General features: G+C 74.8%; 18 protein-coding genes. 5 read left to right on the top strand and 13 right to left on the bottom strand.

Translation table 11 applies throughout. The features are described from left to right. Positions 1-129 precede the first annotated feature (129 nt). The 6 genes from rny to AC1DQC_RS04350 form a co-directional block, all read right to left on the bottom strand. Positions 130-1,629: a ribonuclease Y gene (gene rny / locus AC1DQC_RS04325; protein ID WP_477049986.1), complete on the bottom strand. Its 1,500-nt coding sequence runs from the start codon at positions 1,627-1,629 to the stop codon at positions 130-132. 135 nt (positions 1,630-1,764) lie between these two features. Continuing rightward, complete coding sequence (locus tag AC1DQC_RS04330) at positions 1,765-2,355, bottom strand: regulatory protein RecX (RefSeq protein WP_477049987.1); 591 nt, start codon at positions 2,353-2,355, stop codon at positions 1,765-1,767. Positions 2,356-2,363: 8 nt separating this feature from the next. After that, positions 2,364-3,404 carry a recombinase RecA gene (gene recA, locus AC1DQC_RS04335; RefSeq protein WP_477049988.1) on the bottom strand — a complete coding sequence of 347 codons (1,041 nt, stop codon included), beginning with the start codon at positions 3,402-3,404 and terminating at the stop codon, positions 2,364-2,366. A gap of 217 nt (positions 3,405-3,621) precedes the next feature. Beyond that, positions 3,622-4,398: an MBL fold metallo-hydrolase gene (locus tag AC1DQC_RS04340; protein WP_477049989.1), complete on the bottom strand. Its 777-nt coding sequence runs from the start codon at positions 4,396-4,398 to the stop codon at positions 3,622-3,624. Next, the gene (locus AC1DQC_RS04345; protein ID WP_477049990.1) at positions 4,395-6,473 is read right to left on the bottom strand and encodes an alkaline phosphatase family protein; all 2,079 of its coding nucleotides are present in this window, start codon (positions 6,471-6,473) and stop codon (positions 4,395-4,397) included. Before AC1DQC_RS04345 ends, AC1DQC_RS04340 begins: the two co-directional genes overlap by 4 nt. A 13-nt stretch (positions 6,474-6,486) precedes the next feature. After that, on the bottom strand, positions 6,487-6,720 hold the full coding sequence (locus AC1DQC_RS04350) for a DUF3046 domain-containing protein (RefSeq protein WP_477049991.1): 234 nt from the start codon (positions 6,718-6,720) through the stop codon (positions 6,487-6,489). A gap of 61 nt (positions 6,721-6,781) precedes the next feature. On the opposite strand from AC1DQC_RS04350, the gene AC1DQC_RS04355 reads away from it, so the two are divergent. Together AC1DQC_RS04355 and AC1DQC_RS04360 are read left to right on the top strand one after the other, a co-directional pair. After that, on the top strand, positions 6,782-11,659 hold the full coding sequence (locus tag AC1DQC_RS04355) for an ATP-dependent helicase (RefSeq protein ID WP_477049992.1): 4,878 nt from the start codon (positions 6,782-6,784) through the stop codon (positions 11,657-11,659). A gap of 12 nt (positions 11,660-11,671) precedes the next feature. Beyond that, complete coding sequence (locus AC1DQC_RS04360; RefSeq protein WP_477049993.1) at positions 11,672-12,433, top strand: DNA-formamidopyrimidine glycosylase family protein; 762 nt, start codon at positions 11,672-11,674, stop codon at positions 12,431-12,433. 187 nt (positions 12,434-12,620) lie between these two features. Here the strand turns inward: AC1DQC_RS04360 and AC1DQC_RS04365 are convergent, their stop codons facing one another. The 3 genes from AC1DQC_RS04365 to pgsA all read right to left on the bottom strand — a co-directional run bounded on the left by AC1DQC_RS04365 (position 12,621) and on the right by pgsA (position 14,289). Beyond that, positions 12,621-12,962 carry a helix-turn-helix domain-containing protein gene (locus AC1DQC_RS04365; protein ID WP_477049994.1) on the bottom strand — a complete coding sequence of 114 codons (342 nt, stop codon included), beginning with the start codon at positions 12,960-12,962 and terminating at the stop codon, positions 12,621-12,623. 240 nt (positions 12,963-13,202) lie between these two features. Continuing rightward, positions 13,203-13,667, bottom strand: coding sequence for a CinA family protein (locus AC1DQC_RS04370; RefSeq protein ID WP_477049995.1), 465 nt, complete (start codon positions 13,665-13,667; stop codon positions 13,203-13,205). A gap of 1 nt (position 13,668) precedes the next feature. Beyond that, a complete protein-coding gene (gene pgsA / locus AC1DQC_RS04375) occupies positions 13,669-14,289 on the bottom strand; it encodes a CDP-diacylglycerol--glycerol-3-phosphate 3-phosphatidyltransferase (RefSeq protein ID WP_477049996.1) in 621 nt (206 codons plus the stop codon). 55 nt (positions 14,290-14,344) lie between these two features. Here pgsA and AC1DQC_RS04380 point away from each other — a divergent pair, with 55 nt between their 5' ends. Beyond that, positions 14,345-15,655, top strand: a complete 1,311-nt coding sequence (locus tag AC1DQC_RS04380; RefSeq protein ID WP_477049997.1) for a CapA family protein — start codon at positions 14,345-14,347, stop codon at positions 15,653-15,655. On the opposite strand, the gene AC1DQC_RS04385 is transcribed toward AC1DQC_RS04380, so the two are convergent. From AC1DQC_RS04385 to AC1DQC_RS04395, 3 genes are all read right to left on the bottom strand, one after another. Then, positions 15,645-17,834 (bottom strand): putative bifunctional diguanylate cyclase/phosphodiesterase, encoded by a 2,190-nt coding sequence (locus AC1DQC_RS04385; protein ID WP_477049998.1) that lies wholly within the window; start codon positions 17,832-17,834, stop codon positions 15,645-15,647. The two genes, AC1DQC_RS04380 and AC1DQC_RS04385, sit on opposite strands and share 11 nt — an antisense overlap. Positions 17,835-17,839: 5 nt before the next feature. Then, positions 17,840-20,347, bottom strand: a complete 2,508-nt coding sequence (locus tag AC1DQC_RS04390; RefSeq protein WP_477049999.1) for an FtsK/SpoIIIE family DNA translocase — start codon at positions 20,345-20,347, stop codon at positions 17,840-17,842. Positions 20,348-20,570: 223 nt separating this feature from the next. After that, entirely contained in the window at positions 20,571-20,981 is a 411-nt protein-coding gene (locus AC1DQC_RS04395; protein WP_477050000.1) for a hypothetical protein, read from the bottom strand. A 73-nt stretch (positions 20,982-21,054) separates the two neighbouring features. On the opposite strand from AC1DQC_RS04395, the gene AC1DQC_RS04400 reads away from it, so the two are divergent. Beyond that, entirely contained in the window at positions 21,055-21,633 is a 579-nt protein-coding gene (locus AC1DQC_RS04400; protein WP_477050001.1) for a TetR/AcrR family transcriptional regulator, read from the top strand. Positions 21,634-21,669: 36 nt separating this feature from the next. Further along, positions 21,670-22,800 carry a winged helix DNA-binding domain-containing protein gene (locus AC1DQC_RS04405; protein WP_477050002.1) on the top strand — a complete coding sequence of 377 codons (1,131 nt, stop codon included), beginning with the start codon at positions 21,670-21,672 and terminating at the stop codon, positions 22,798-22,800. A gap of 10 nt (positions 22,801-22,810) precedes the next feature. Here AC1DQC_RS04405 and AC1DQC_RS04410 read toward each other — a convergent pair whose 3' ends face one another. After that, on the bottom strand, positions 22,811-23,566 hold the full coding sequence (locus AC1DQC_RS04410; protein WP_477050003.1) for an MBL fold metallo-hydrolase: 756 nt from the start codon (positions 23,564-23,566) through the stop codon (positions 22,811-22,813). Positions 23,567-23,582: the final 16 nt, after the last annotated feature.

Consider the following 23,582-nt stretch of genomic DNA (forward strand, 5'->3'; position numbering starts at 1 on the left):
CAGCGCCTGACCGTGCTGGGGCGACGCGCCGATCGCGTCGCCGACCGCGTGAGCACCGCACAGGCCGATGGCGGGGTCGGGCAGTCCATCTGACGGCGCGCCGACGGTCCCTCGCGGGACGGGCGCTGGTCAGCCCGCCGTGGCGCTCGCGCGCATCTCGCGAACCACGGTCACCTTGATCTCGCCCGGGTACGCCAGGTCGGCCTCGATGTGCCGGGCGATGGCCACCGCGAGCTGCGGCAGGGCGTAGTCGTCGACCTCGGACGGCTCGACGACCACGCGGACCTCGCGGCCGGCGGACATGGCGAGCGCGCGCCGCACGCCGGCGTGCGCGGCCACGAGCTGCTCGAGCTTGTCGATGCGCTCGACGTACTGGTCGAGCTCCTCGCGGCGCGCGCCGGGACGGGCGGCCGAGATGGCGTCCGCGACCTGCACGAGCACGGCCTCGACCGTCTCCGGCGGGACCTCGTCGTGGTGCGCCGCGATCGCGTTCACCACGGCCTCCGACTCGCCGTGCCGACGCGCCAGGTCGGCGCCGACCAGCGCGTGCGTGCCCGGGACCTCGGCGGTGAGGGCCTTGCCGAGGTCGTGCAGGAGCGCCCCGCGCCGGCTGACCTCGACGTCAGCGCCCACCTCGGCGGCGAGGGCGCCGGCGAGGACGGCCGACTCGACCAGGTGCTCGAGCACGTTCTGCCCGTACGACGTCCGGAGCCGCAGCCGACCCAGGGTCCGGACGAGGGTCGGGTGCAGCCCGCGGACCCCGGCACGCTCGGCGGCGTCGTGGCCGGCCGCGTCCGTGCGCTCCTCCGCTCCCGCCAGCGCCTCGGCGTATGCCTGCTCGATCCGCTGCGGGTGGATGCGACCGTCGGCCATGAGCGCCTCGAGCGCGACCTGCGCGACCTCGCGGCGCTCCGTGTCGAAGCACGACAGCACCACGGCGTCGGGCTGGTCGTCGATGAGGACGTTCACGCCGGTCAGCGCCTCGAAGGACCGGATGTTGCGGCCCTCCTTGCCGATGATCCGGCCCTTCATCTCGTCCGACGGCAGCGCCAGGACGGTGAGCGCGGACTGCGAGCTGGTAGGGACCGCCAGCCGCTGCACGGCCGTCGTGACGATCCGGCGGGCCCGAGCCTCCGCGGTGCGGCGCGCCTGCGCCTCCGCGCGGCGCACCTGGGCGGCCGCGTCGTTCTGCGCGTCCTCCACGATCCGGCGCGTGAGCTCGGCACGCGCGTCGTCCGCCGTCAGGCCGCTGGCCGCCTCGAGCTCGGTCCGCGCAGCCCGCTCGGCCTCGGCCGCACGCTGCGCCGCCCCGCGCTCGGCCTCCTCGACGATCCGCGCGCTCGCGCGGCGGGCCTCGGCAGCCGCGTCGGCGTCGGCACGGGTGCGCCGCTCGAGCTCGTCGAGCTCGGAGCGGTCGGCCGCGACCAGCTGCTCACGCTCGGTCAGCCGTCGCTCGCGACGCTCGACGTCCGCGAGCATCGCGCGTGCCTCGTCCTTGATCGAGGCGACGTCGTGCTCGGCCCGGGTGCGCTGGACACCGGCCTCGCGGCGGGCGACGAGGACGAGGACGAGGGCGACGAGACAGGCGCCGAGCAGCCCCACGATGGTGGCGATGGCGCCTGCGTCCACGTCGTCCTCCTGGTCCGTCCGTGCGGGACCCGCAACGTAGCCGGTGCGCGGTCCGGCTCATTCTCCCTCACGGCGACCCCTTGCCCTGGCCATCGCCACCCCGGTCGAACCGGGGGAAACCCGGCCCATCCGGGGTCAGAGGCCGAGGTCGGGTCCCGCGACGACGTCGTCCGAGCCCGCCACGCCCACGGCCGCGAGCTCCTCGCGGACCAGACGCGACACCAGCCCGGGCGGGTATCCCTTGCGGCCCAGCGCCGCGAACGTCCGCCGTGCGCGCGTCTGCGCGTCGAGCCCGGACGTGGATCTGAGCTTGCGCCGCACCAGCTCGCGCGCGGCGATCTCCTCGTCGTCGGAGTCGAGCTGCTCGAGGGCCTCGCCCGCCAGCTCGTCGTCGATCCCCCGCCGTCGCAGCTCGACGGCGATGGCCCGGCGGGACAGGCCGCGCTCCGCGTGCCGGGTCCGCACGACCATCCGCGCGTACTCGGCGTCGTCGATGAGCCCGACCTCGGTGAACCTGTCGAGCACGCGCTGCGCGACGTCGTCCGGCACGTCCTTGCGCGCCATCGCCTCGGCGAGCTGGGACCGGCTGCGCGCCGAGGACGTCAGGAGCCGGAGCGCGATCGCGCGCGCCACCGACTCCTGGTCCGGCTCGACGTCCTGGGCCGCCGAGCCCGTCGGGGGCGGCTCGCTGCCGTCCCGCCCCCGACGTCGGGTCCTCCCGGTCATGGGACCGCTCAGAAGTCGACTACCGGAGAGGCCTCGGCCGGCGCGTCGACGCGTGCGCCGATGCCGAGCTTCTCCTTGATCTTCTTGTCGAGCTCGTTGGCCAGGTCGGGGTTGTCCTTGAGGAACGAGCGGGCGTTCTCCTTGCCCTGCCCCAGCTGGTCGCCCTCGTACGTGTACCAGGCGCCGGACTTGCGCACGAAGCCGTGCTCCACGCCCATGTCGATGAGGCTGCCCTCGCGGGAGATGCCGACGCCGTAGAGGATGTCGAACTCCGCCTGCTTGAAGGGCGGCGCCATCTTGTTCTTCACGACCTTCACGCGCGTCCGGTTGCCGACCGCCTCCGTGCCCTCCTTGAGGGTCTCGATGCGGCGGATGTCCAGGCGGACCGAGGCGTAGAACTTGAGCGCCTTGCCACCCGTGGTCGTCTCGGGCGAGCCGAAGAACACGCCGATCTTCTCGCGCAGCTGGTTGATGAAGATGGCCGTGGTGCCGGACTGGTTGAGCGCACCGGTGATCTTGCGCAGCGCCTGCGACATGAGCCGCGCCTGGAGGCCGACGTGGCTGTCGCCCATCTCGCCCTCGATCTCCGCCTTGGGCACGAGCGCGGCCACCGAGTCGATGACGACGATGTCGATGGCGCCGGAGCGGATCAGCATGTCCATGATCTCGAGCGCCTGCTCACCGGTGTCCGGCTGCGAGACGAGCAGGGCGTCGGTGTCGACGCCCAGCTTCTTGGCGTACTCGGGGTCCAGCGCGTGCTCCGCGTCGATGAACGCCGCGATGCCGCCGGCCCGCTGCGCGTTGGCCACGGCGTGCAGCGCGACCGTCGTCTTTCCGGAGGACTCGGGGCCGTAGATCTCCACGACGCGGCCGCGGGGCAGCCCGCCGATGCCGAGCGCGACGTCCAGGGCGATGGAGCCGGTGGGGATGACCTCGACCGGGGCGCGCCCGTCGTCGCCGAGGCGCATGATCGATCCCTTGCCGAACTGGCGGTCGATCTGGCTGAGTGCGGCCTCGAGGGCCTTGGCACGATCCTGGGGTGCGGGCATGTCCGACCTCGTCTGTCTCGAGCAGCGGTGCTGCGGTACGGGGGCTGGTCTCGTCGCGAGTGACGCTATGTCCGACCACCGACATCCCGACCGGGACACCCCCAGCCCGGGGATCCGGCAGACGCCGGAGGGGGCTGTGGGAGGCTCGGTCGCTCTCTCGCAGAACCCACCCTAGCCGAACAGATGTTCGATGCACGCGACACGCCGTCAGCGTGTCTCAGCGGGTCTCAGGCACCTCGACCTGCTCCCCCGGCACCACCACGTGGACCTGGACACCGGGTGCCACGCGCGCCGCCGCCGCGGCGAACGCCGGGCCGGAGCGGTCCATCCACCCCGGCGGCAGGCGTCGGGACACCGGCGCGTGCAGGGTGCCCCAGTGCACCGGGACGGCGACCCGCGCGCCCACCGTCGCGCAGGCGCGCGCGGCCTGGACGGCGTCCATGTGACCGCCCGACAGGCGCGGACCCCAGCCGCCGACGGGCACCAGGGCGAGGTCGATCGGGCCGCCCGCCAGCGCCGGGATGTCCGCCATCGCCGCGAACGGGGCGGTGTCCCCCGCGAACCAGACGCGCACTGAGTCGCTCGCCACGACGAACCCGTGGGTCGCGTTGGGCCGGTGCGGCATCGGGCGGTGGACGTGGATCGCCGGGACGAGGCGCACCCGCACGTCGGAGCCCGGGACGGTCCACCACTCGGTGTCCGTGAGGCCGACCGCGTCGGGGATCCCCTTCCCGCGCAACCAGCGCGCGTTCGCGGGCGCGCTGAGCACGGGGACGCCGTCGAGGAGCCGCAGCGAGCCGATCTCGGCGTGGTCGTGGTGCAGGTGCGAGAGCAGCACGGCGGCGGGTCCCTGCCAGTCCACCTGGCGCGGCGCGGCCCCCCGGCGGCGCAGGAGCCCGGCGTGCCGCAGCAGCAACGGGTCGGTGAGCAGTCGCACGCCGTCCAGGTCGAGGACCGTGCTGGCGTGGCCGAGCCAGCGGACCTGCAGGGTCACGGTCGCAGGCCCGCGGCGTCCGCCCACCGGATCAGCTGCTCGTGCACAGCCTCGGCGCCCACGAGCAGCTCGCGGTCGCCCACGGGCTCCCGGAGCTCGTCGGACAGGGCCCACCGGGTGGGGTGCAGCAGGAACGCGTGGTTCTGGGCGCCCCCKATGCYGCCGTGCGAGCCGACCTGCCCCTCGAAGGCGTGCACGTGCCCGCGGTTCGTGACGGTCGAGATCAGCAGCAGGTCCCCGGTGTGCGCGAGCCGGGCGGCGCGCAGGAGGTCCGCGTGCCCGCGGGGACCGTAGGGAGCGAGCGGGTCCTCGCCCTCCGGCTCGGCGCCGGGCTGCTCGAGGAGCACGAGGCCCCGGGGACCGATGGCCACCAGGCCGCGCTCGAGCGTGTCGACCACGACGACGCCCACGCCGGGCCGCGCGGCGAGGCCCGTCACGAGCCCGGGCCAGCGCTCCTGGAGCTCCTCGAGCGTCAGCCGGTGCGGGACCTGCGGGAACCAGACGAGGCCCAGGTTCCCCGACCCGACGGTGACCACGTCGGGCAGGTCGTCGGCGTCGGCGGGCTTCTTGGGTCGACCCTGGTCGGGGCCGAGCACGGTCGAGCCGTGCGAGAGGTTGAGGGCGCTGTTGACGAGGGCGTTGAGCAGGCCCCAGTCCTCGCCGGTGCTGCTCTCGACGCCGTCCGCGGCCGGCTCCGCCATGAGCGCCCGCACCGTGTCGAGCAGCGTCTCGCCCCCGAGCTGCTCGTACGTCGCCCCCAGCGCCTGGCCGTGGTCGGAGAGCACCACGATCTCGTAGTCGCGCGGCGCGACGGCCACCACCCGCTCCAGGGTGCCGAGCACCCGGTCCAGGCCCTCCAGCGAGCGCAGCGACTCCGGCCGGGTGGGCCCGGCGTGGTGCGCGATCTCGTCGTAGTCGACGAGGTCGACGTAGATGGTCGGCGCACCGCGCAGCAACGCCTCGGCCACGAGCGAGGTGTTCAGGTCCCGCAGCAGGACGTTCGTGATCCCGCGCAGCACCACGTACCAGCCGGCGCGCGAGATGCGGGGCTCGACCTCGCGCACCCGCTGGCGGTGGGCCTGGTACAGCTCCTTGAGCATCTCGCCGACCGACAGGCTCACCGCACGAGCCAGCACGAACGGGCTCGCGAAGAACCGCACGTACGCGGGACCGGGCCCGAGACCGCCGTCGGGACCCTTGGTGCGCGACCGGCTCATCACCACGAACGCCGTCGCGGCGTCGCCGGAGAACATGGTCGAGACCGCCGTCCCGCCGCCCGCGAGCAGCCCCTTGCCCGTGGTGAGCCGCTGCTCCACCAGGGCCGCGTCCTCGGGGTGGTTGGTGACGACGAGCCGACCGAGGTCCCGGTCCCACCAGCGGAACGCGGGGATCTGGGAGGAGTCGCCGTGCAGCAGGCCGGCCTGGCTCGCGGGCGTGGTCGAGGGGATCCGGGCCCACCAGTCCTCGAGGGTGTGGCMGCCGGTGCTCATCCAGCGCTGGACGTTGGGCGCGAGCCCGGCCTCGATGGCCTCCCGCAGCACCGGCGCCGCCACGCCGTCCAGCTGGACGACCAGCATCCCGGCCGGCCGCGGCTCGCCGGCGACCGGTGCGCGGACGCCCTCGCGGCGGGCCTGCCGCCGCGCCCGCCGCACGAGGTCGGAGACGACGTAGTCGCTGTTGCTCGCGCCGATCACCCACCGCCCGACGGCCATGACGACCGCCGTGAGCACCAGGACACCGAGGACCGACCACAGGTTGTCCGCCGCGATGCCGGGCACCACGCCGAGGGCGACCCACAGCACCGCCAGCTGGGCGAGCAGCCCGAGCCCGAGCGCGAGCGCCGCGCTGCCCCGGCGGGCCAGGAACCGCAGCGGCGCCCGCAGCAGCAGGTCGCCCACCGCCACGACGACGGCGGCCAGGACGACCGCCCACGGGGTGTCGGTGCGGACGCCGTCGATGATCCAGACCGCCACCGCCAGACCCAGCGTGGTCGTGGCGAGCGTCAGCACCGCCTCCCCGATGTCGCGCAGGGTGGGCATCCAGGTCGGCGTGCGGACGCCGGTGGGAGAGGTCATGGGGGCGTTGCTCCTAGGCCCGCGGCGGGGCCGGCCGGCGGGCGTCGGCCCCCCAGCGCGCGTCGTCGGGGATCTCGAGCTCGTCGCAGAGCGCGTGCCAGACCGTGCGGGGCTCGACGTTGTCGTCCAGCGCCTGGATCGCGGTCCGCTGGTCGAGCCCCCGCAGCACCAGCTCGCGCGTGAGCTCGCGCCCGTGCGCGCTGCCCAGCACCTCGTCCACCAGCTGCCAGAACTCTCGTAGCCTCACGGGGACACACTGCCACCCCGCCGGGGCGCGCGGTGTCGGTGGTGGCCGACAGAATGGCCGGGTGGTGCTCGACCGCTTCTCCGACCCGACCCGTGCGTGGTTCACGGGTGCGTTCCTCGAGCCCACGACTGCTCAGCTGGGGGCCTGGTCGGCCGTCGCGGGCGGCGACCACGCCCTCGTCGTCGCTCCCACCGGTTCGGGCAAGACCCTCGCGGCCTTCCTCTGGGCGCTCGACGGCTTGCTCACCGGCGAGGCCCCGCAGGACCCGGTCGAGCGCTGCCGGGTCGTCTACGTCTCGCCGCTGAAGGCGCTGGCCACCGACGTCGAGCGGAACCTGCGCTCGCCGCTGGTCGGCATCCGGCAGGCCGCGACCCGGCTCGGCATGAGCCTGCCCGACGTGACGGTCGGCATCCGCACCGGGGACACGCCGCCCAGCGAGCGCCGGGCCTTCGCGACGAAGCCGCCGGACATCCTCATCACCACGCCCGAGTCGCTGTACCTCGTGCTGACGTCGGGCGCCCGGGCCGGGCTCGCGGGCGTCCGCACGGTGATCGTCGATGAGATCCACGCGGTCGCCGGGACCAAGCGCGGCGCGCACCTCGCGCTGTCGCTCGAGCGGCTCGACGCCCTCCTCGACCACCCGGCCGGTCCCGGGCCGGCGCAGCGGATCGGCCTGTCGGCCACCGTCCGCCCGGTCGACGCGGTCGCCGAGTTCCTGGGCGGCGCGCGGACGCCCGAGGACCGGGGGCGGTCCGTGGTCGTCGTGCAGCCGCCGTCGACCAAGAAGATCGTGGTCGACGTCGTCGTGCCCGTGCCGGACCTGTCCGACCTGCGCAGCGCCTCACCGGCGGACGCCGATCTCGACCTGTCGGGCGCCGCGGCGGGCGAGCTGCCGCGCCCCTCCATCTGGCCGCACGTCGAGGAGCGGGTGGTCGACCTGGTCGCCGCGCACCGGTCGACGCTCGTGTTCACCAACTCCCGTCGTGGGGCGGAGCGGCTGACCGCGCGGATGAACGAGGTGTGGGCCGAGCGGTCGGGCGTCGACGTGCCCGATCCCGCCACGTTCCGCGCGGCGCAGGTCCCCGCGCAGTCCGGCACGGCCGTGGGCGTCGACACCCGCGACGCCGCGACCATCCTGGCGAGGGCGCACCACGGCTCGATGAGCCGCGCGGAGCGGACCCGCACGGAGTCGGAGCTCAAGGCCGGCCAGCTGCCCGCGGTGGTCGCGACCAGCTCGCTCGAGCTCGGCATCGACATGGGGGCGATCGACCTGGTGGTCCAGGTCGGCTCGCCGCCGTCGGTCGCCAGCGGGCTCCAGCGCGTCGGCCGTGCCGGCCACCAGGTGGGCGCGGTGTCCCGCGGCATCGTGTTCCCGACCTTCCGCGGCGAGCTGGTGCCCGCGGCGGTCACCGCGCAGCGCATGCGGGACGGGGCGCTGGAGGCGCTGCGGGTGCCGCGCAACCCGCTCGACGTCCTGGCGCAGCAGATCGTCGCGATGGTCGCGGTCGAGGACTGGTCGCTCGAGGAGCTCTCGACCGTCCTGCGCCGCGCCTCGCCGTTCTCGGGGCTGGGCGACGCCACGCTGCGCGCGGTGCTCGACATGCTCGCGGGCCGCTACCCCAGCGAGGAGTTCGCCGAGCTGCGGCCGCGGCTGGTCTGGGACCGGGTGCGCGACGTGCTCAGCGGGCGGCCGGGCGCGCTGCGCCTGGCCGTGACGAGCGGCGGCACCATCCCCGACCGAGGCATGTTCGGGGTGTTCCTGGCCAGCAGCGCGACCACGACCGACGTCCCCGTCGACGCCGAGCGGGCCGGTGGTGCAGTCAGGGGCGGCAAGCGGGTGGGCGAGCTCGACGAGGAGATGGTCTACGAGTCGCGGGTGGGCGACATGTTCACGCTGGGGTCGAGCACCTGGCGCATCGACGACATCACGCCGGACCGCGTCCTGGTCACTCCCGCGCCCGGCGTGCCGGGGCGGCTGCCGTTCTGGAAGGGCGACGCGCCCGGCCGCCCGGCCGAGCTCGGGAAGGCGATGGGCGCCTGGGTGCGGGAGCTGGGCGCGCTGTCCCCGGACGACGCGCGGGCACGGGTCGAGGGCGCCGGCCTGGACCCCTGGGCGGCCGACAACCTGCTGACGTACCTGGGCGAGCAGCGCGAGGCGACCGGCGAGGTGCCGTCGGACACCGTCCTGGTGGTCGAGCGGTTCCGCGACGAGCTCGGCGACTGGCGGGTGGTCCTGCACTCCCCGTACGGGGCGCGCGTGCACGCCCCGTGGGCGATCGTCATCGGAGCCCGGCTGCGCGAGCGGTATGGCGTGGACGCGGCGGCCATGCACTCGAACGACGGCATCGTGCTGCGGCTGCCCGACATGCTCGACCCCGGCTACGAGGGTGGCCTCGGGGTCGACGACCCGTGGGCCGAGTCGACCGGCCCGGCGATCGACCTCGCGTCGTTGTTCCTCGAGCCCGACGAGGTCCTCGACGCCGTGAAGACCGAGCTCGGCTCGTCGGCGATGTTCGGCGCGCGCTTCCGCGAGGCGGCCAGCCGCGCGCTCCTGCTGCCGCGCCGCCGCCCGGACCGCCGGCAGCCGCTCTGGCAGCAGCGCCAGCGGTCGGCCCAGCTGCTGTCCGTGGCGGCCGAGTACCCGGACTTCCCGATCCTGCTCGAGGCCGTCCGCGAGTGCCTGCAGGACGACTTCGACACCGACGCGCTGATCACGCTGATGCGCGACGTGGCGGCGCGCCGGATCCGCGTCGTCGAGGTCACGACGACCCAGCCGTCGCCGTTCGCCCAGTCGCTGCTGTTCGGGTACACCGCGCAGTTCCTCTACGACGGCGACGCGCCGCTGGCCGAGCGCCGCGCGGCCGCCCTGACCCTCGATCCGACGCTGCTGGCCGAGCTGCTGGGCCAGGGCGGCGAGTCGCAGCTGGCCGACCTGCTGGACCCCGAGGCGGTCCTGCGCACCGAGGCCGAGCTCAGCGGTCGGGCGCCGGAGCGGCAGGCCGGCACGCTCGAGCAGCTCGCGGACGCGGTCCGGCGCCACGGTCCGCTCACCGTCGACGAGCTCGGCGAGCGCACCAGGCCCGAGGTCCGGGACCAGGTGCCGGGGTGGCTGGCGGAGCTCGAGGGCGCGCGGCGGCTGATCCGCGTGCGGCTCGGCGCCGTGAGCCCGGAGCGGGCCGACCAGTGGGCGGCCGTGGAGGACGCCGGCCGACTGCGTGACGCGCTCGGGGTCGCCCTCCCGGTCGGCGTGCCCGAGGTGTTCACGGAGATCGTGCCCGACCCCGTCGGTGACCTGCTGCGCCGGCACGCCCGCACCCACGGCCCGTTCACCGCCGCGCAGGCCGCGGCCCGGTTCGGCTGGGGCGTCGCGGTGGTCACCGAGACCCTGCGCCGGCTGGAGCGGCTCGGGGTGCTGGTCCAGGGGCGGCTGCGCCCCGACGTGCTGGGCGGCACGGGCGACGAGTTCTGCGACGCCGACGTGCTGCGCACCCTGCGGCGGCGGTCGCTGGCCGCGCTGCGCGCCGAGGTCGAACCGGTCGCGCCCCAGGCGCTCGGGGTGTTCCTGCCCCGCTGGCAGGGCGTGCAGCCCGTCGGTCGGTCCGGGCGCAGCTCGGCGACCGGGTCGCTGCGGGGCGTCGACGGGGTCGCCCGGGTGGTGGAGCAGCTGGCCGGGGCGGTGCTGCCGGCGTCGGCCCTCGAGACGCACGTGCTGCCTGCGCGCGTGGCCGACTACTCCCCCGCGATGCTGGACGAGCTGACCGCCGCGGGCGAGGTGGTCTGGGCGGGCCACGGGTCCCTCGCCGGGCACGACGGGCTCATCTCCCTGCACCCGGCGGCCGTCGCCGACCTCACCCTGCCGCCGGCCCTCGCCGTGCCGGAGGAGCCGCTGCACGCCGTGATCCTCGAGGCACTGGCCGGCGGCGGCGCCTGGTTCCTCGGCGCGCTGGCCGAGCGCGTCCGCCAGCTGCGCCCCGACGAGGCCTCGCCGAGCCAGGCTGCGGTCGCCGAAGCCGTGTGGGACCTGGTGTGGACCGGTCACGTGACCAACGACGGCCTCGCGCCGCTGCGCGCCTGGCTGGGCACCGGGAGCACCGCGCACAAGACGCGCGCAGCGGCCCCGCGCGGGCGTCCGCTGCGCCCGCGGCTCGGGCTGCGCGCCGCCGTCCAGCTGGCCGGTGACCCCGGCACGCGGTCGTCGGCGCTCGGCGTGTTCGGCGCGGCGAGCGGCGGGCGCTGGTCGCTGCTCCCCGCACGCGAGCCCGACCCGACGCTGCGCGCCCACGCGCTCGCCGCCCAGCTCCTCGACCGGCACGGGATCCTCACCCGGGCGGTCGCGCCCGCCGAGGGCATCGGCGCCCGGTTCGGCGACGTCTACAAGGTGCTCTCCGCGCTGGAGCAGGGCGGCCAGGTGCGCCGCGGCTACTTCGTCGAGCGGCTGGGCGGCTCGCAGTTCGCGCTGCCGGGGGCGGTCGACCGGCTGCGCGTGGACGCCCAGGTGGTCGACCAGGCGGCCGACGAGCAGGGCGCGCACGACCCGCAGGTGGTCGTGCTCGCCGCGACCGATCCCGCCAACCCCTACGGCGCGTCCCTGCCGTGGCCGGCGCCCGGCCCGACGGAGAACGACCCCGCGGCCGGCCGCCACCGCCCGGGCCGCAAGGGTGGCGCCCTGGTGGTGCTGGTCGACGGGGCGCTGGTGCTCTACCTCGAGCGGGGCGGGCGCACGGTCCTGTCGTTCACGTCCGACGCGCCGGTGCTGGCGGCGGCCGCCGACGGGCTCGCGTCGACCGTGCGCACGCGTCGCGCGGGGCGGCTGACGATCGTCCGCATCGACGGCGTCGAGGTCCTCTCCGGCGCGCTGCACGGCACCCTCGGGCGTGCGCTGGTCGACGCGGGATTCGCGACCACCCCCCGCGGCCTGCGCCTGCGGGACCGCCCGTGACGGCGAGCCCGCGTGCCTGAGGGGGACGTCCTGCGGCGGACCGCCGACCGGTTCCAGCTCGCCCTCACCGGCCGGGTCGTGACCCGCTCGGACCTGCGCTGGCCGTCCGCGGCCACGGTGGACCTGGTCGGCACGACGGTGCTGGAGACCCGCTCCTACGGCAAGCACCTGCTGACCCGCTTCGACGACGGCCGGACGCTCCACACCCACCTGCGCATGGAGGGCTACTGGCGCATCTGGCGAACCGGGACCCGCGAGGCGGCCGCGCGCTCACCGCAGGTGCGCGCGGTGCTGGCCACCGAGGAGTGGACCGCGGTCGGCCATCACCTGGGCATGCTCGACGTGGTCCGCACGCGCGACGAGCGCACCCTGATCGGCCACCTCGGCCCGGACCTGCTCGGGGAGACGGTCGACGCCGACGAGGCGTTACGGCGCTGGTCGGCCCGCGGTGCCACGCCGGTGGCGGAGGTGCTGCTCGACCAGACCGTCGTCGCCGGGATCGGCACGATCTTCGCTGCGGAGTCGTTGTTCGCCGAGCGCCTGTGGCCGTGGATGCCGGCCGACGCCATCCCGGACCCGTCGCGGCTGCTCGCCGTCGCCCGCCGGCAGCTCCAGCGCTCGGTCGCCGAGGGGCGGCCGCCCGGGCACGTCCACGGGCGCCTGCGCCAGCCGTGCCACCGGTGCGGGACCAGGATCGAGGTGCGCCAGGCACGCAAGCCGCCGATGGAGCGGCCGATCTTCTACTGCCCGCGCTGCCAGGCGCCTCGCGACTAGCGCAACGCCGACGCGCGACCGCCGCCGCGCACAGGGCCGGAACGAGCAACGGTCCGCGGACATCGTCCACGGACCGTGCAGAGGGACGACCGGGCATCGCTGCCCGTCGTCGTGGGCGCTCACGAGCGACCCACCGATCGGGCGAACAGGTCCGCCCGATCATCGAAGGATGGCCGGAGCCACCCGATCAGCCGATGGCGGCGAGCTCCGACCGCGACCGCGCCCACCCGGAGTCGGTGCCATTGGCCACCGACGCCGCGAGGTCTGCGGGCACCGTGTCGGGGATCAGCAGACCCTCGGCTACTGCCACGCGGTCGCTCACCTCACGCAGGACGAGCGACATCGGGACGTCCAGCGCCTCGCAGATGCTGTTGAGCAGCTCCGACGACGCTTCCTTCTGACCCCGCTCCACCTCGCTCAGGTAGCCGAGCGAGACGCGGGCCGCCGACGACACCTCGCGCAGGGTGCGCCCCTGGCGCTGTCGCGCGTCCCGCAGCACATCGCCGATCTCTCGACGGAGTACAACCATCCGGGCTCCCCCTCTCGCGTCACGTGCCACATCCACTCCGGGAACCGGAGTCCGAACAATTGAAGAACCCTGCTGTCCCTTGCCCGGGAGGATTCCACCGTACCTTGCACCGCCGACACGCGAAGGCAGTCGTCGTGCCGGGGGTCGAGTGCTCATCACGGTCGTCACAACGATCCGTCGTCCACAAGTGTTCCCGCTCGCACGCCCGTAGCCCCACCGGACGGGCCAGATTCACCCCGATCAGCCCAAGATCTCCACACCCAGCGCCAGGACGGCGTCCGCGCTCTGTGCCCGCACGGCCGCCCGGTCGCCGGTCAGCCGGAGGGACCGGACGTGCGTCCCGTCGGGCGTCGAGACGGCGACGTGCACCGTGCCGGGCGGGTGCCCGTCCTGCGGGTCGGGCCCCGCGACGCCCGTGGTCGCCAGGCCGACGTCGGCGCCCAGCCGGGCGCGCACGCCGATCGCCATGGCCCGCGCGACGTCGGGGTCGACGGCTCCGCGCTGCTCGAGCAGCACCGGGTCCACGCCGAGCAGCGTGGCCTTGAGGTCGGTGCTGTAGGCGACGACCGCACCCCGGAGGACCGCGGACGCGCCGGGCACGTCGACGAGCGTGGCGCTGACGAGGCCGCCGGTCAGCGACTCGGCGACGGCGAGGGTCCAGCCGCGGGCACCGACGGCTTCGAGCAGCTCGGGGGCGCGGGACACGTCACAGCCCGGCGGCGGGCGGGCGGCTCGCGGTGCGGCTGATCCGCAGGCCGGTCCGCGCGTAGTCGAGGCCGGTGACCACGGTCACGACGAGCGCGGCGGCCATCATGATCGCCGCGACCACGGTGACGATCGTGGGCAGCTGGTCCAGCGGCAGCAGGTAGAGGCCGATGGCGACGGACTGCAGCACGGTCTTGAGCTTGCCGCCGCGCGAGGCGGGCAGCACGACGTAGCGGAGCAGGAAGAACCGCATGGCCGTGATGCCGAGCTCGCGCACCAGGATGATGGCCGTCACCCACCACGAGAGGTCCCCGAGCCACGACAGGAGGACCAGTGCCGTGCCGATCAGCACCTTGTCGGCGATGGGGTCCAGCAGCTTGCCGAGGTTGGTGACCTGACCCGAGCGGCGGGCCAGCCAGCCATCGAGGCGGTCGGTCGCCGCGGCCACGGCGAACAGCGCGGTCGCGACGAGGCGGCCGGTCGTGCTGTGCCCGCCGTCGACCAGGAGCGCCCAGGCGAAGAACGGCACCATCGCGATCCGGAGCACCGTGACCGCGTTGGCCAGGTTCCAGGCGGACGGCCGGAAGGTCTCTGCGGGCTCAGCGGGGACGGCGTCGGACACCCGAACAGCCTAGAGCGGTGCGGGAGGTGGCCCGTCCACCCACTACAGTCCGGCCGTGACCCGCCACTCCCGCGCCGGACGACGGCAGCCCGTCGCTGTCGGCCTCGCGATCCTGGTGCTCGTCGTGGCGAGTCTCGGCGCCGCCGCCGTCGCCGCGGCACGCCCGTGGGACCAGCCGGTCGTGGCTCCGACGTCGGCATCCGATCCGGCGCCGTCGACGGCCGGTCCGACGCCGACGCCGACCCCGGAGGCGGACCCCGACGCGGAGTTCTCGATCGTCGCGGCCGGGGACGTGCTGCCGCACCTTCCGGTGCTCGCGGACGCCCGGCTGCCCGGCGGAGGCTACGACTTCGCGTCGGTCCTCTCGCCGATGGACCCCTGGGTCCGCGGTGCGGACCTGGCGCTGTGCCACCTCGAGGTGCCCGTGGCGCCCGACGGGACGCCGCCGAGCGGCTACCCGCTGTTCGGATCGCCCGCGCAGATCGCCTCGTCGCTGAAGGCCCAGGGCTGGGACGGCTGCTCGACCGCGTCGAACCACTCCGTCGACCGCGGCTTCGCGGGCGTCAGCGCGACGCTCGACGCGCTCGACGCCGCCGGGCTGGGCCACGTCGGGACCGCCCGCAGCGCGGTGGAGCAGTCGCAGCCGCAGCTGTACACGCTCGAGCGCGCGGGACAATCGATCACCGTGGCGCACATCGCCGCGGCGTACGGCACCAACGGCATGCCCGTCGACGCGGACAAGCCGTGGTCGGTCAACCTCATCGACGTCCCCGCCCTGGTGGCGCAGGCCACGGCTGCGCGGGCGGCCGGCGCCGACCTGGTGGTCGCGAGCATCCACTGCTGCGTCGAGTACCGCACGGAGCCCACGGACGAGCAGGTCGCGGTCGACCAGGCGCTGGCCGACTCCGGCGTGGTCGACCTGGTCATCGGGCACCACGCGCACGTCCCGCAGCCGGTGGTCCAGCTGTCCGGCGGGCCGCGCGGCGAGGGCATGTGGGTGGCCTACGGCCTCGGCAACTACGTGTCGAACCAGGACGGCGGCTGCTGCGTGGAGAACACCGACTCCGGGCTGCTGCTGACCGCGCACGTCGAGAGCACCGGCGCCTTCCCGGCCGAGGGCCGCGCGGCCGGACCCGCTCGCGTGACGGGCGTCGAGTGGACCCCGGTCACCGTCGACCGGCTCGGCGGCCACCAGGTGCATGCCCTCGTCGACATCCCCGGCGGGACGGGCACGCTCACGGCCGTGCAGGTGGCCGACCGCACCGCCCGCGTGGTCGCGGCGGCCGGGACCGACGCGCGGCAGCGGACCGCTCCCCTGACGCCCACCGGACCGGCGCCCGTGGTCGCCGAGCGCGTCAGCGGCTGATGTCGCCGGGCTGCGCGCTGCCGTAGAGCCAGCCCTGCCCGTACCGCCAGCCGTTGCGGTGCAGGTACTCGGCCTGCTCCTCGTGCTCGATCCCCTCGGCGATGGTGACCATGGCGAGCTCGCGGGCGAGCGCGCCGAGGGCACGCGCGACCTTGCCCGCGGTCGGGTCCTCCGGGATGCCGGACGTGAACGACATGTCGAGCTTGACGCCGGCGACCGGCAGGTCGCGCAGGTAGGACAGCGGCGAGACCCCGGTGCCGAAGTCGTCCAGCAGGATCGGCACGCCCGCGGCGGACAGCTGCGTGAGCTCGTGGCGGATCCGGGTACCGGACGCCACGAGGGAGGACTCGGTGAGCTCGACGACGATCCGCCCCGCGGTCAGGCGGTGCCGCGAGATCTCGGAGAGCAGGGTCGTCGCGAACTCGCCGTCGCCCAGCTGGTCGGCCGAGACGTTGACCGAGACCCACCGGGTGCGGTCGTGGATCGACGCGACGAACTCCACGACGCGGGTGGCCACCAGCTGGCCGAGCGCCACCGACATGCCCGTCTCCTGGATGAGCGAGAGGAACGACGCGGGCAGCAGGAGGCCGCGCGTGGGGTGCTCCCAGCGCACGAGGGCCTCGTACCCGACCACCCGGGAGTCCGAGAGGTCGACGATGGGCTGGTAGTGCACCACCAGCTGGTCCTGCGCGATCGCCGCGGTGAGCTCGCGGTGCAGGTCGGAGGCCGAACCCATGGTCATCGACGGCTCGTAGACCTCGGTGCGGCTGCGGCCCGACCCCTTGGCCCGGTACAGCGCCGCGTCCGCCGCGGCGAGCAGGCCGGGGGCCCCGCCCTCGATCGTGTCCGGGTCCGCGAGCGCGATCCCGATGCTCGCGGCCACGGTGAGCCGCCGCCGCCCGACCCGGACCTGCTCCTGGAGGCCCGTGTGGATCGCCGCCGCGACCTCGAACACGGCACGCGGACCGTCGAGGTCCTGCACGACCACCACGAACTCGTCGCCCCCGAGGCGCGCCACGGTCCCTCGGCGGGCGGTCGCGGCCCGAAGGACGCCGGCGACGTGCACGAGCACCTCGTCGCCCGCGGCGTGCCCGTACCGGTCGTTGATCTCCTTGAACCCGTCGAGGTCGCAGGCCAGCACGGCCACGCGGTCGACCACCCCGGGCTGCTCGAGCACCGACTGCAGGACCTCCTGCAGCAGCGTGCGGTTGGCCAGGCCGGTCAGCGGGTCGTGCATCGCGCGGTGCGTGAGCATCTCGGCCTGCAGCCGCGACTCCGTGGAGTCCCGTACCTGGACGACGAAGTGGTCGGGCGCGCCGCTCGGCGTGCGCACCAGCGCGGCGTCCAACGCGACCCAGACCTGGTGCCCGTCGGCCCGCTGGTAGCGCTTCTCGAGGGAGAACCGGTGCTGTCCCCCGCCCAGCAGGCGGTCGACCTCGAGCCGCTCCGCGGGCCGGCCCTCGGGCGTGCTCAGGTCCTCCATGCGGTAGCCGCGCAGGGCCCCGACGCTCGTGCCCAGCAGCTCGGCGAACGCGGCGTTGGCCTCGACGATCCGCCACTCGAGGTCCACGAGCGCCATGCCGATCGGCGCGTTCTCCATCGCGACCCGGAACTGCATCTCGCTGCGCGTCAGCGCGGCCTCGACCTCCCGACGCCCGGTGACGTCGACCAGGGTGGTGAGCACCGCGGCCGCGTCGCCGTCGCCGGCCGGGACCAGCTGGCTGGCCACCTGCACCATGCGCGCCTGGGTGGTGTCGGTGCCCGGCAGCGCGACGCCGACCAGCTCGGAGTCGACCGTGAACCCCGCACGCGCCACGCCGGAGCGGTGGCCCAGGACCGCGGCGGGGTTCATGGCCAGGCCCATCTCGTTGACGAGCACCACGGGCAGGTCGCCTACGGAGCGGCCGACCGACGACGCCGCGTCGACGCCCAGGATCGCCGCCGCCCGCTCGGAGATGTCGAGCACCTTGCCGGACAGCGACTGGACGAGCACGCCCTCCTTGGTCACGGCCTGGAGGGCGTCGTACCGGTGTCGCAGCTCGCGCGAGAGCTCGAGCAGCTCGTTGGCACGCCGGACCTGGGCGCGCTGCTTGGCCAGCAGGATGAGGACGGCGACCAGGGCCACGACCGCGACGACGGCGATCACCGTGCTGACGACCCCGAGGGGGCCGGAGGTCACGGTGCTCACCGACCCCCGCCGGACCAGCGTCCGGCGTCGTCCTCCTCCGCGCCGTCGAAGTAGTCGGTGGCCACCGGCGGCTCGCCGGGCAGCGCTCCGTCCACCGTCGCGTACCGGTCCTCCTCCTCGCCCGGTGCCCCGCGCAGCATCGCCAGCGTGCCGGGCAGGTCGTCCGGCTGCACCAGCACCTCGCGCGCCTTGGAGCCCTCGGACGGGCCGACGATCTCGCGGGACTCCAGCAGGTCCATGAGCCGGCCGGCCTTGGCGAACCCGACGCGCAGCTTGCGCTGCAGCATCGACGTCGAGCCGAACTGCGTGGTCACCACGAGCTCCGCGGCCTGCAGGAGCAGGTCGAGGTCGTCGCCGATGTCCTCGTCCACCTGCTTCTTCACCGCGGCGACGGTGACGTCCTGCCGGTAGACGGGCTTGAGCTGCTTCTTCACGTGCTCGACGACGGCGTGGATCTCCGACTCGGACACCCACGCGCCCTGCGTGCGCATGGGCTTCGCGGCGCCCATCGGCAGGAACAGCGCGTCACCCTGGCCGATGAGCTTCTCGGCGCCCGGCTGGTCGAGCACGACGCGGGAGTCGGTGAGGCTGCTCGTCGCGAACGCGAGGCGGGACGGCACGTTGGCCTTGATCAGGCCGGTGACGACGTCGACGCTGGGGCGCTGCGTGGCCAGCACGAGGTGGATGCCGGCCGCGCGGGCCAGCTGCGTGATGCGCTGGATCGACGCCTCGACGTCGCGCGGGGCGACCATCATGAGGTCGGCCAGCTCGTCGATGATCACGAGCAGGTACGGGTACGTCGCGATCTTGCGCTCGGAGCCCGGCAGCGGCTTGACCTTGCCCGCGCGGACCGCGGCGTTGAAGTCGTCGATGTGCTTGAACCCGAAGTTCGCCAGGTCGTCGTAGCGCGCCTCCATCTCGCGCACCACCCACTCGAGCGCCTCGGCGGCCTTCTTCGGGTTCGTGATGATCGGCGTGATGAGGTGCGGGATGCCCTCGTAGATGGTCAGCTCGACGCGCTTGGGGTCGACCAGCACCATGCGGACCTCGTCGGGCGTCGCGCGCATGAGGATCGAGACGATCATCGAGTTGACGAAGCTCGACTTGCCCGCGCCGGTGGCGCCGGCCACGAGCAGGTGGGGCATCTTGGCGAGGTTGGCCGTGACGTAGCCGCCCTCGACGTCCTTGCCGACGCCGATCACCATCGGGTGCTCGGTGCGCTTGGCGGCGCTCGAGCGCAGCACGTCGCCCAGCGACACGGTCTCGCGGTCGGTGTTGGGGATCTCGATGCCGATGGCGGACTTGCCGGGGATCGGCGAGAGGATCCGGACGTCGGCGCTGGCCACCGCGTAGGCGATGTTCTTGCTGAGCGCGGTGACGCGCTCGACCTTGACCGAGCGGCCGAGCTCGACCTCGTACCGCGTGACGGTGGGGCCGCGCGTGAAGCCCGTGACCTGGGCGTCGATCTCGAACGCCTCGAGCACGGAGGTGAGGGACTCGACCACGCGGTCGTTGGCGGCCGAGCGCACCTTGTGCGGTGCGCCCTTGGCGAGGGCGTCCTCGGCGGGGAGCGTGTACAGGACGTCGCCGCCGAGCATCGGCTGCTCGCCGCGCGGGACCGGGGTCGTCTCTGGCGCGACCAGCGGCGTCTTGGCCACGACCGTCGTCGGGACCGTGTCCGGGGCGGCGTCGCGCGCCAGCTGGGCCTCCGCCTCGGCCTCGGCCGCCGCGACGATCGCCGCGCGCGCGAACGCCTCGTCCCCGTCGTACCCGTCGAGCCGGGTGTCCTCCGGCTCGTCGACCTCGTCGGCACGCTTGCGCCGACGCCCGAGGAGCCCGCGCTTGGCCGGCGGCGCCTCGATCTCGGGCAGCGCGGTGTGCAGCGCGTTGATCACCAGCGGCGCGTCGTCGTCGGCGTCGGTCGCCTCGGCCGGCTCGCGGTGGTTGCCGGTGAGCTTGTCGTAGACGCCGCGCAGCCGCGGGATCACCTGGTGCACCGGGGTCGCGGTCACCACGAGCACCCCGAAGAACGCCAGCAGGATGAGCAGCGCGACGGCCACCCCGGCCGTGAGCAGGCTGGCGAGCGGCGTCCCGACGAGGAACCCGACGATCCCGCCCGCGGCGCGCAGGGCAGCGAAGTCGTCGGTGCCGGGCAGCCCGGCGCCGATCTGGACGAGCCCGCACACGGCCAGCGTGATCGCGCCGAGGCCGATGACGATGCGCCCGTTCGCCTCGACGCGTTCCGGGTGGCGCATGAGCCGGACGGCGAGCCCGAGGAGCACGAGCGGCACGACGACGCCGACCTTGCCGAACGTGCCCGCGACGACGTTGTGCACGACCGTGCCCGCGGTGCCCGACAGGTCCCACCACTCGCGGGCGGCGATGACGATCGCCAGCCCGAGCAGCGTGAACGCGAGGCCGTCCCGGCGGTGCGACGGGTCCAGGTCCCGCGCGCCGCGACCCACGCGCCGCGCGGTGCCCCCGACGAGGTGCGCGGTGCCCATGAAGACACCCTTGACGATGCGCACGGGGAGCGCCGGGCGCGGGGGCGGCGGAGCCGGTCGGCGTCCCTGCGGACGCGAGGATCCGGGGGCCTTGCCGGAGGCGCGCGACGTCGCCGGCGCACCGGAGCGGGCGCGAGGGGTGGACGTACGAGTCGCCATGGTCCTCAAGGTAGCCGGGGGCCGCCCGGAGTCGGGCGTGCCCGGGTGCGTGTCGGCGGTGCGTTCACCCCCGCAGCAGGCCCACGCCCAGGGTGACGACCCCCGCGGCGAGCAGCACGGCCCCCACCCCGAGCAGGGCGACGGCCCGGTTCGGGCGCTCGCGCCCGCGTCCCAGGGCGGACAGGAAGAAGCCCGCCGACATGGCGATCGCCGCGAGCAGCACGCCCGTCTGCGCCAGCCAGCGCCAGAACCCGGTCAGCGTGGTGGCCTCCCCCAGCAGCAGGCAGACGAGCCCGAGGGTCACCAGCACGCCGGCGTGCGCGTGCCCCGCGCGGTAGAAGCTCTTCTGGAAGTCGGTCGCCTGCTCCTTGCCGGTGGCGACGCGCAGCAGGAACGCGCCGCCGGACTCGATGGCGACCACCGTCAGCGCGACGATGCCGGCGGTGACCCGGGCGGCCTCGGACAGCTCGATCATGGCTCCTCCTCGTTTACGAACGTTGTTATAGAACTCTGTTCGCAAACCCCGCGTCAACCCCTAGACTCGCCGGATGGCCCGTCCCCGCGTGCACGACGACGCCCTGCGCACGCGCCTGCTCGAGGAGGCGTCGAGCCTCGTCGCCACGCGCGGCGCGGCCGGGCTGACCGTCCGGGACCTGGCCGCCCGCGCGGGCACGTCGGCCTCCGCGGTCTACTCACTGTTCGGCAGCCGGGACGACCTCGTGCGCGTCGTCGGCGACGAGGCCTTCGCGCGGTTCGCCGAGCGCCTCGCCGCTGTCCCGACGACCGCCGACCCCGCGGCCGACCTGCTCGGACTGGGCCTGGCGTACCGGCAGCACGCGCTCGACGACCCGCACTTCTACCGCGTGATGTTCGGGACGCGCGGCGCCGGCCTGCAGGACGGCACGCGAGGCGCGGCCACGGGCAGCGCGACGTTCGGCGTGCTGCGCGACGCGGTAGGCCGCGTGCTCGGGGTCGACGACGACGCGGCGCAGGAGCCGGCGCTCGGCCTCTGGGCGCTGGTCCACGGCCTGGTCGAGCTCGAGCTCGACGGCCTGCTGCCCGGCCGGCCCGACGACCGGTTCGCGCGGGTGCTGCGCGCCGCCGGGCCCGCGATCCTCGGCGCCTGAGCCGCGGCTGTGGGTGGCCCGTGCCACGGTGGTGGCATGGCTCGTGCGACCACGGTGACCCGTCCTCAGGTGCTCCGGTATCGCCTGCACGCCCAGCAGCTGGACCGGCCCGTCGCGGCGGGTCGCTCCCCGGACGACGCCGCGATCCTGGACCTCGGGGTGCAGGACACCGGGCCCGACGGCGCGCTGTGGGCGCTCGCGCTCCGCGGCGTCCCCGTCCGCGCGCACGAGTGGCCCCGCGAGCTCGGCCTCGCGTGGACCGTCCGCGCCGCGCCGCACGCGTACCGGCGCGCGGACCTCCCGGCCGTCGAGAAGGCGCTGCGCCCCTACTCCGAGGCCGATGCCGCGTCGCGGGTGCTCAACGCATCCGGCTCGCTGCGCGCGGCCGACATCCCGGTGGTCGACGCGCTCGCGGCGACCGCGCGCGCCATGCGGAGGGTCGTCGACCGCCCGATGGACAAGGGCGCGGTCTCGACCCGGATGACCGCGGAGATGCCGGACCCCTACCTGCGCTGGTGCGCTGCCTGCGGCGCCACTCACATGTACGAGATGCCGTTCCGCCTGGCCGCCCTGCACGCCGGCCTCGAGCTCGAGCCCGGCACGTCTCCCCCGGTGCTCCGACGCATACCCCGCTGGCCCGCCGCACAGGTCGGCGTCGTGGACCGCCCGCGGGCCCGCGACGACGGGCCGGTGGACGTGCTGCGCGCCCTGCTGCGCCTGCTCGGCCCGGTGACGCCCAAGCAGGCGGCGGCCTACCTCGACGCACCCCTGCGGGACGTCAAGGAGCACTGGCCCGAGGACGCGGTCGAGGTGGACGTCGACGGGCACGCGGCCGGCGTGCTCGACGGTGACCTCGCCGCCCTCGAGGACCCGCCCGCCGAGCCGCTCGTGCGCCTGCTCGGACCGTACGACCTGTACCTCCAGGGACGCGAGCGCGAGCTGCTGGTGCCGGACAAGGCCCACCACAAGGCGCTCTGGCAGACCATCGGCCGACCGGGCGCCGTGCTCGCCGACGGCGAGATCGTGGGCACCTGGCGGCCGCGCGCAAAGGGCCGGTCGCTCGCCCTCGAGCTCGACGAGTGGGTGCCGTGGTCGCGGCGGACGAGGGCGGCCGTCGGCGTCGAGCACGAGCGCCTGGCCGAGTTCCGCGGCGCGACCCCGGGCTGACGGGCCGCGCTCACAGGACCGTCGGGAGTCCTCGCTCGAGCACGACCAGGCGGTCCCGACGCCCGCCGGACTCGAAGCGCGCCTCCACCGCGGCGAGCGGCTCGACGAAGTGCGCCCAGTCGCTGTGGTGCACCGGCACGATGCGCGCGCCGGGCAGCAGGTCGGCCGCCGCGCTCGCCCGGGCTGCGTCGAGGGTGAGCGGCTCGTCGCCGAACCGGCCGACGTTCGCGCCGCCGACGAACAGCACGGCGACCGCGATGCCCGGCACGCGTCGTCCGATCGCGTCGACCACGTCGAGCGAGGCGTTGTCCCCTGACACGTACACGGTCGGCCAGCCGTCCGCCGCGAGGACGAACCCCGTGACCACACCGCTGAGCGGCTCGGCCCCCTCGGGCCCGTGGCGCGCCGGGACGGCCGTGACGGTGACCGCCCCGACCGTCACCCGCTCCCACGGGTCGAGGCCGCGCACACCCTCGATGCGGGCCGCGGCGTCCGGGGTGGAGAGCACGGTGGCCACCGAGGCCAGCAGGTCCCGTCCGGCGTGGTCGAGGTTGTCGGCGTGCTGGTCGTGCGACAGCAGCACGACGTCGACCGGACCGACCGCCTCGAGCGGCACGGCCGGTCCGACCAGCTTGTGCAGCGTGGCGCCCGTGCCCGGGTAGTCCCCCGGCGGGTCGAACGTCGGGTCGGTGAGGAAGATCTGCCCGGCGTACGCGAGCCGGAGCGTGGGTCCTCCGACGAGGGTGGCGGTGAGGGTCGACGTCATGCCTCCAGCGTCGTCC

The sequence above is a fragment of the Cellulomonas sp. P4_H12 genome (assembly GCF_056400905.1).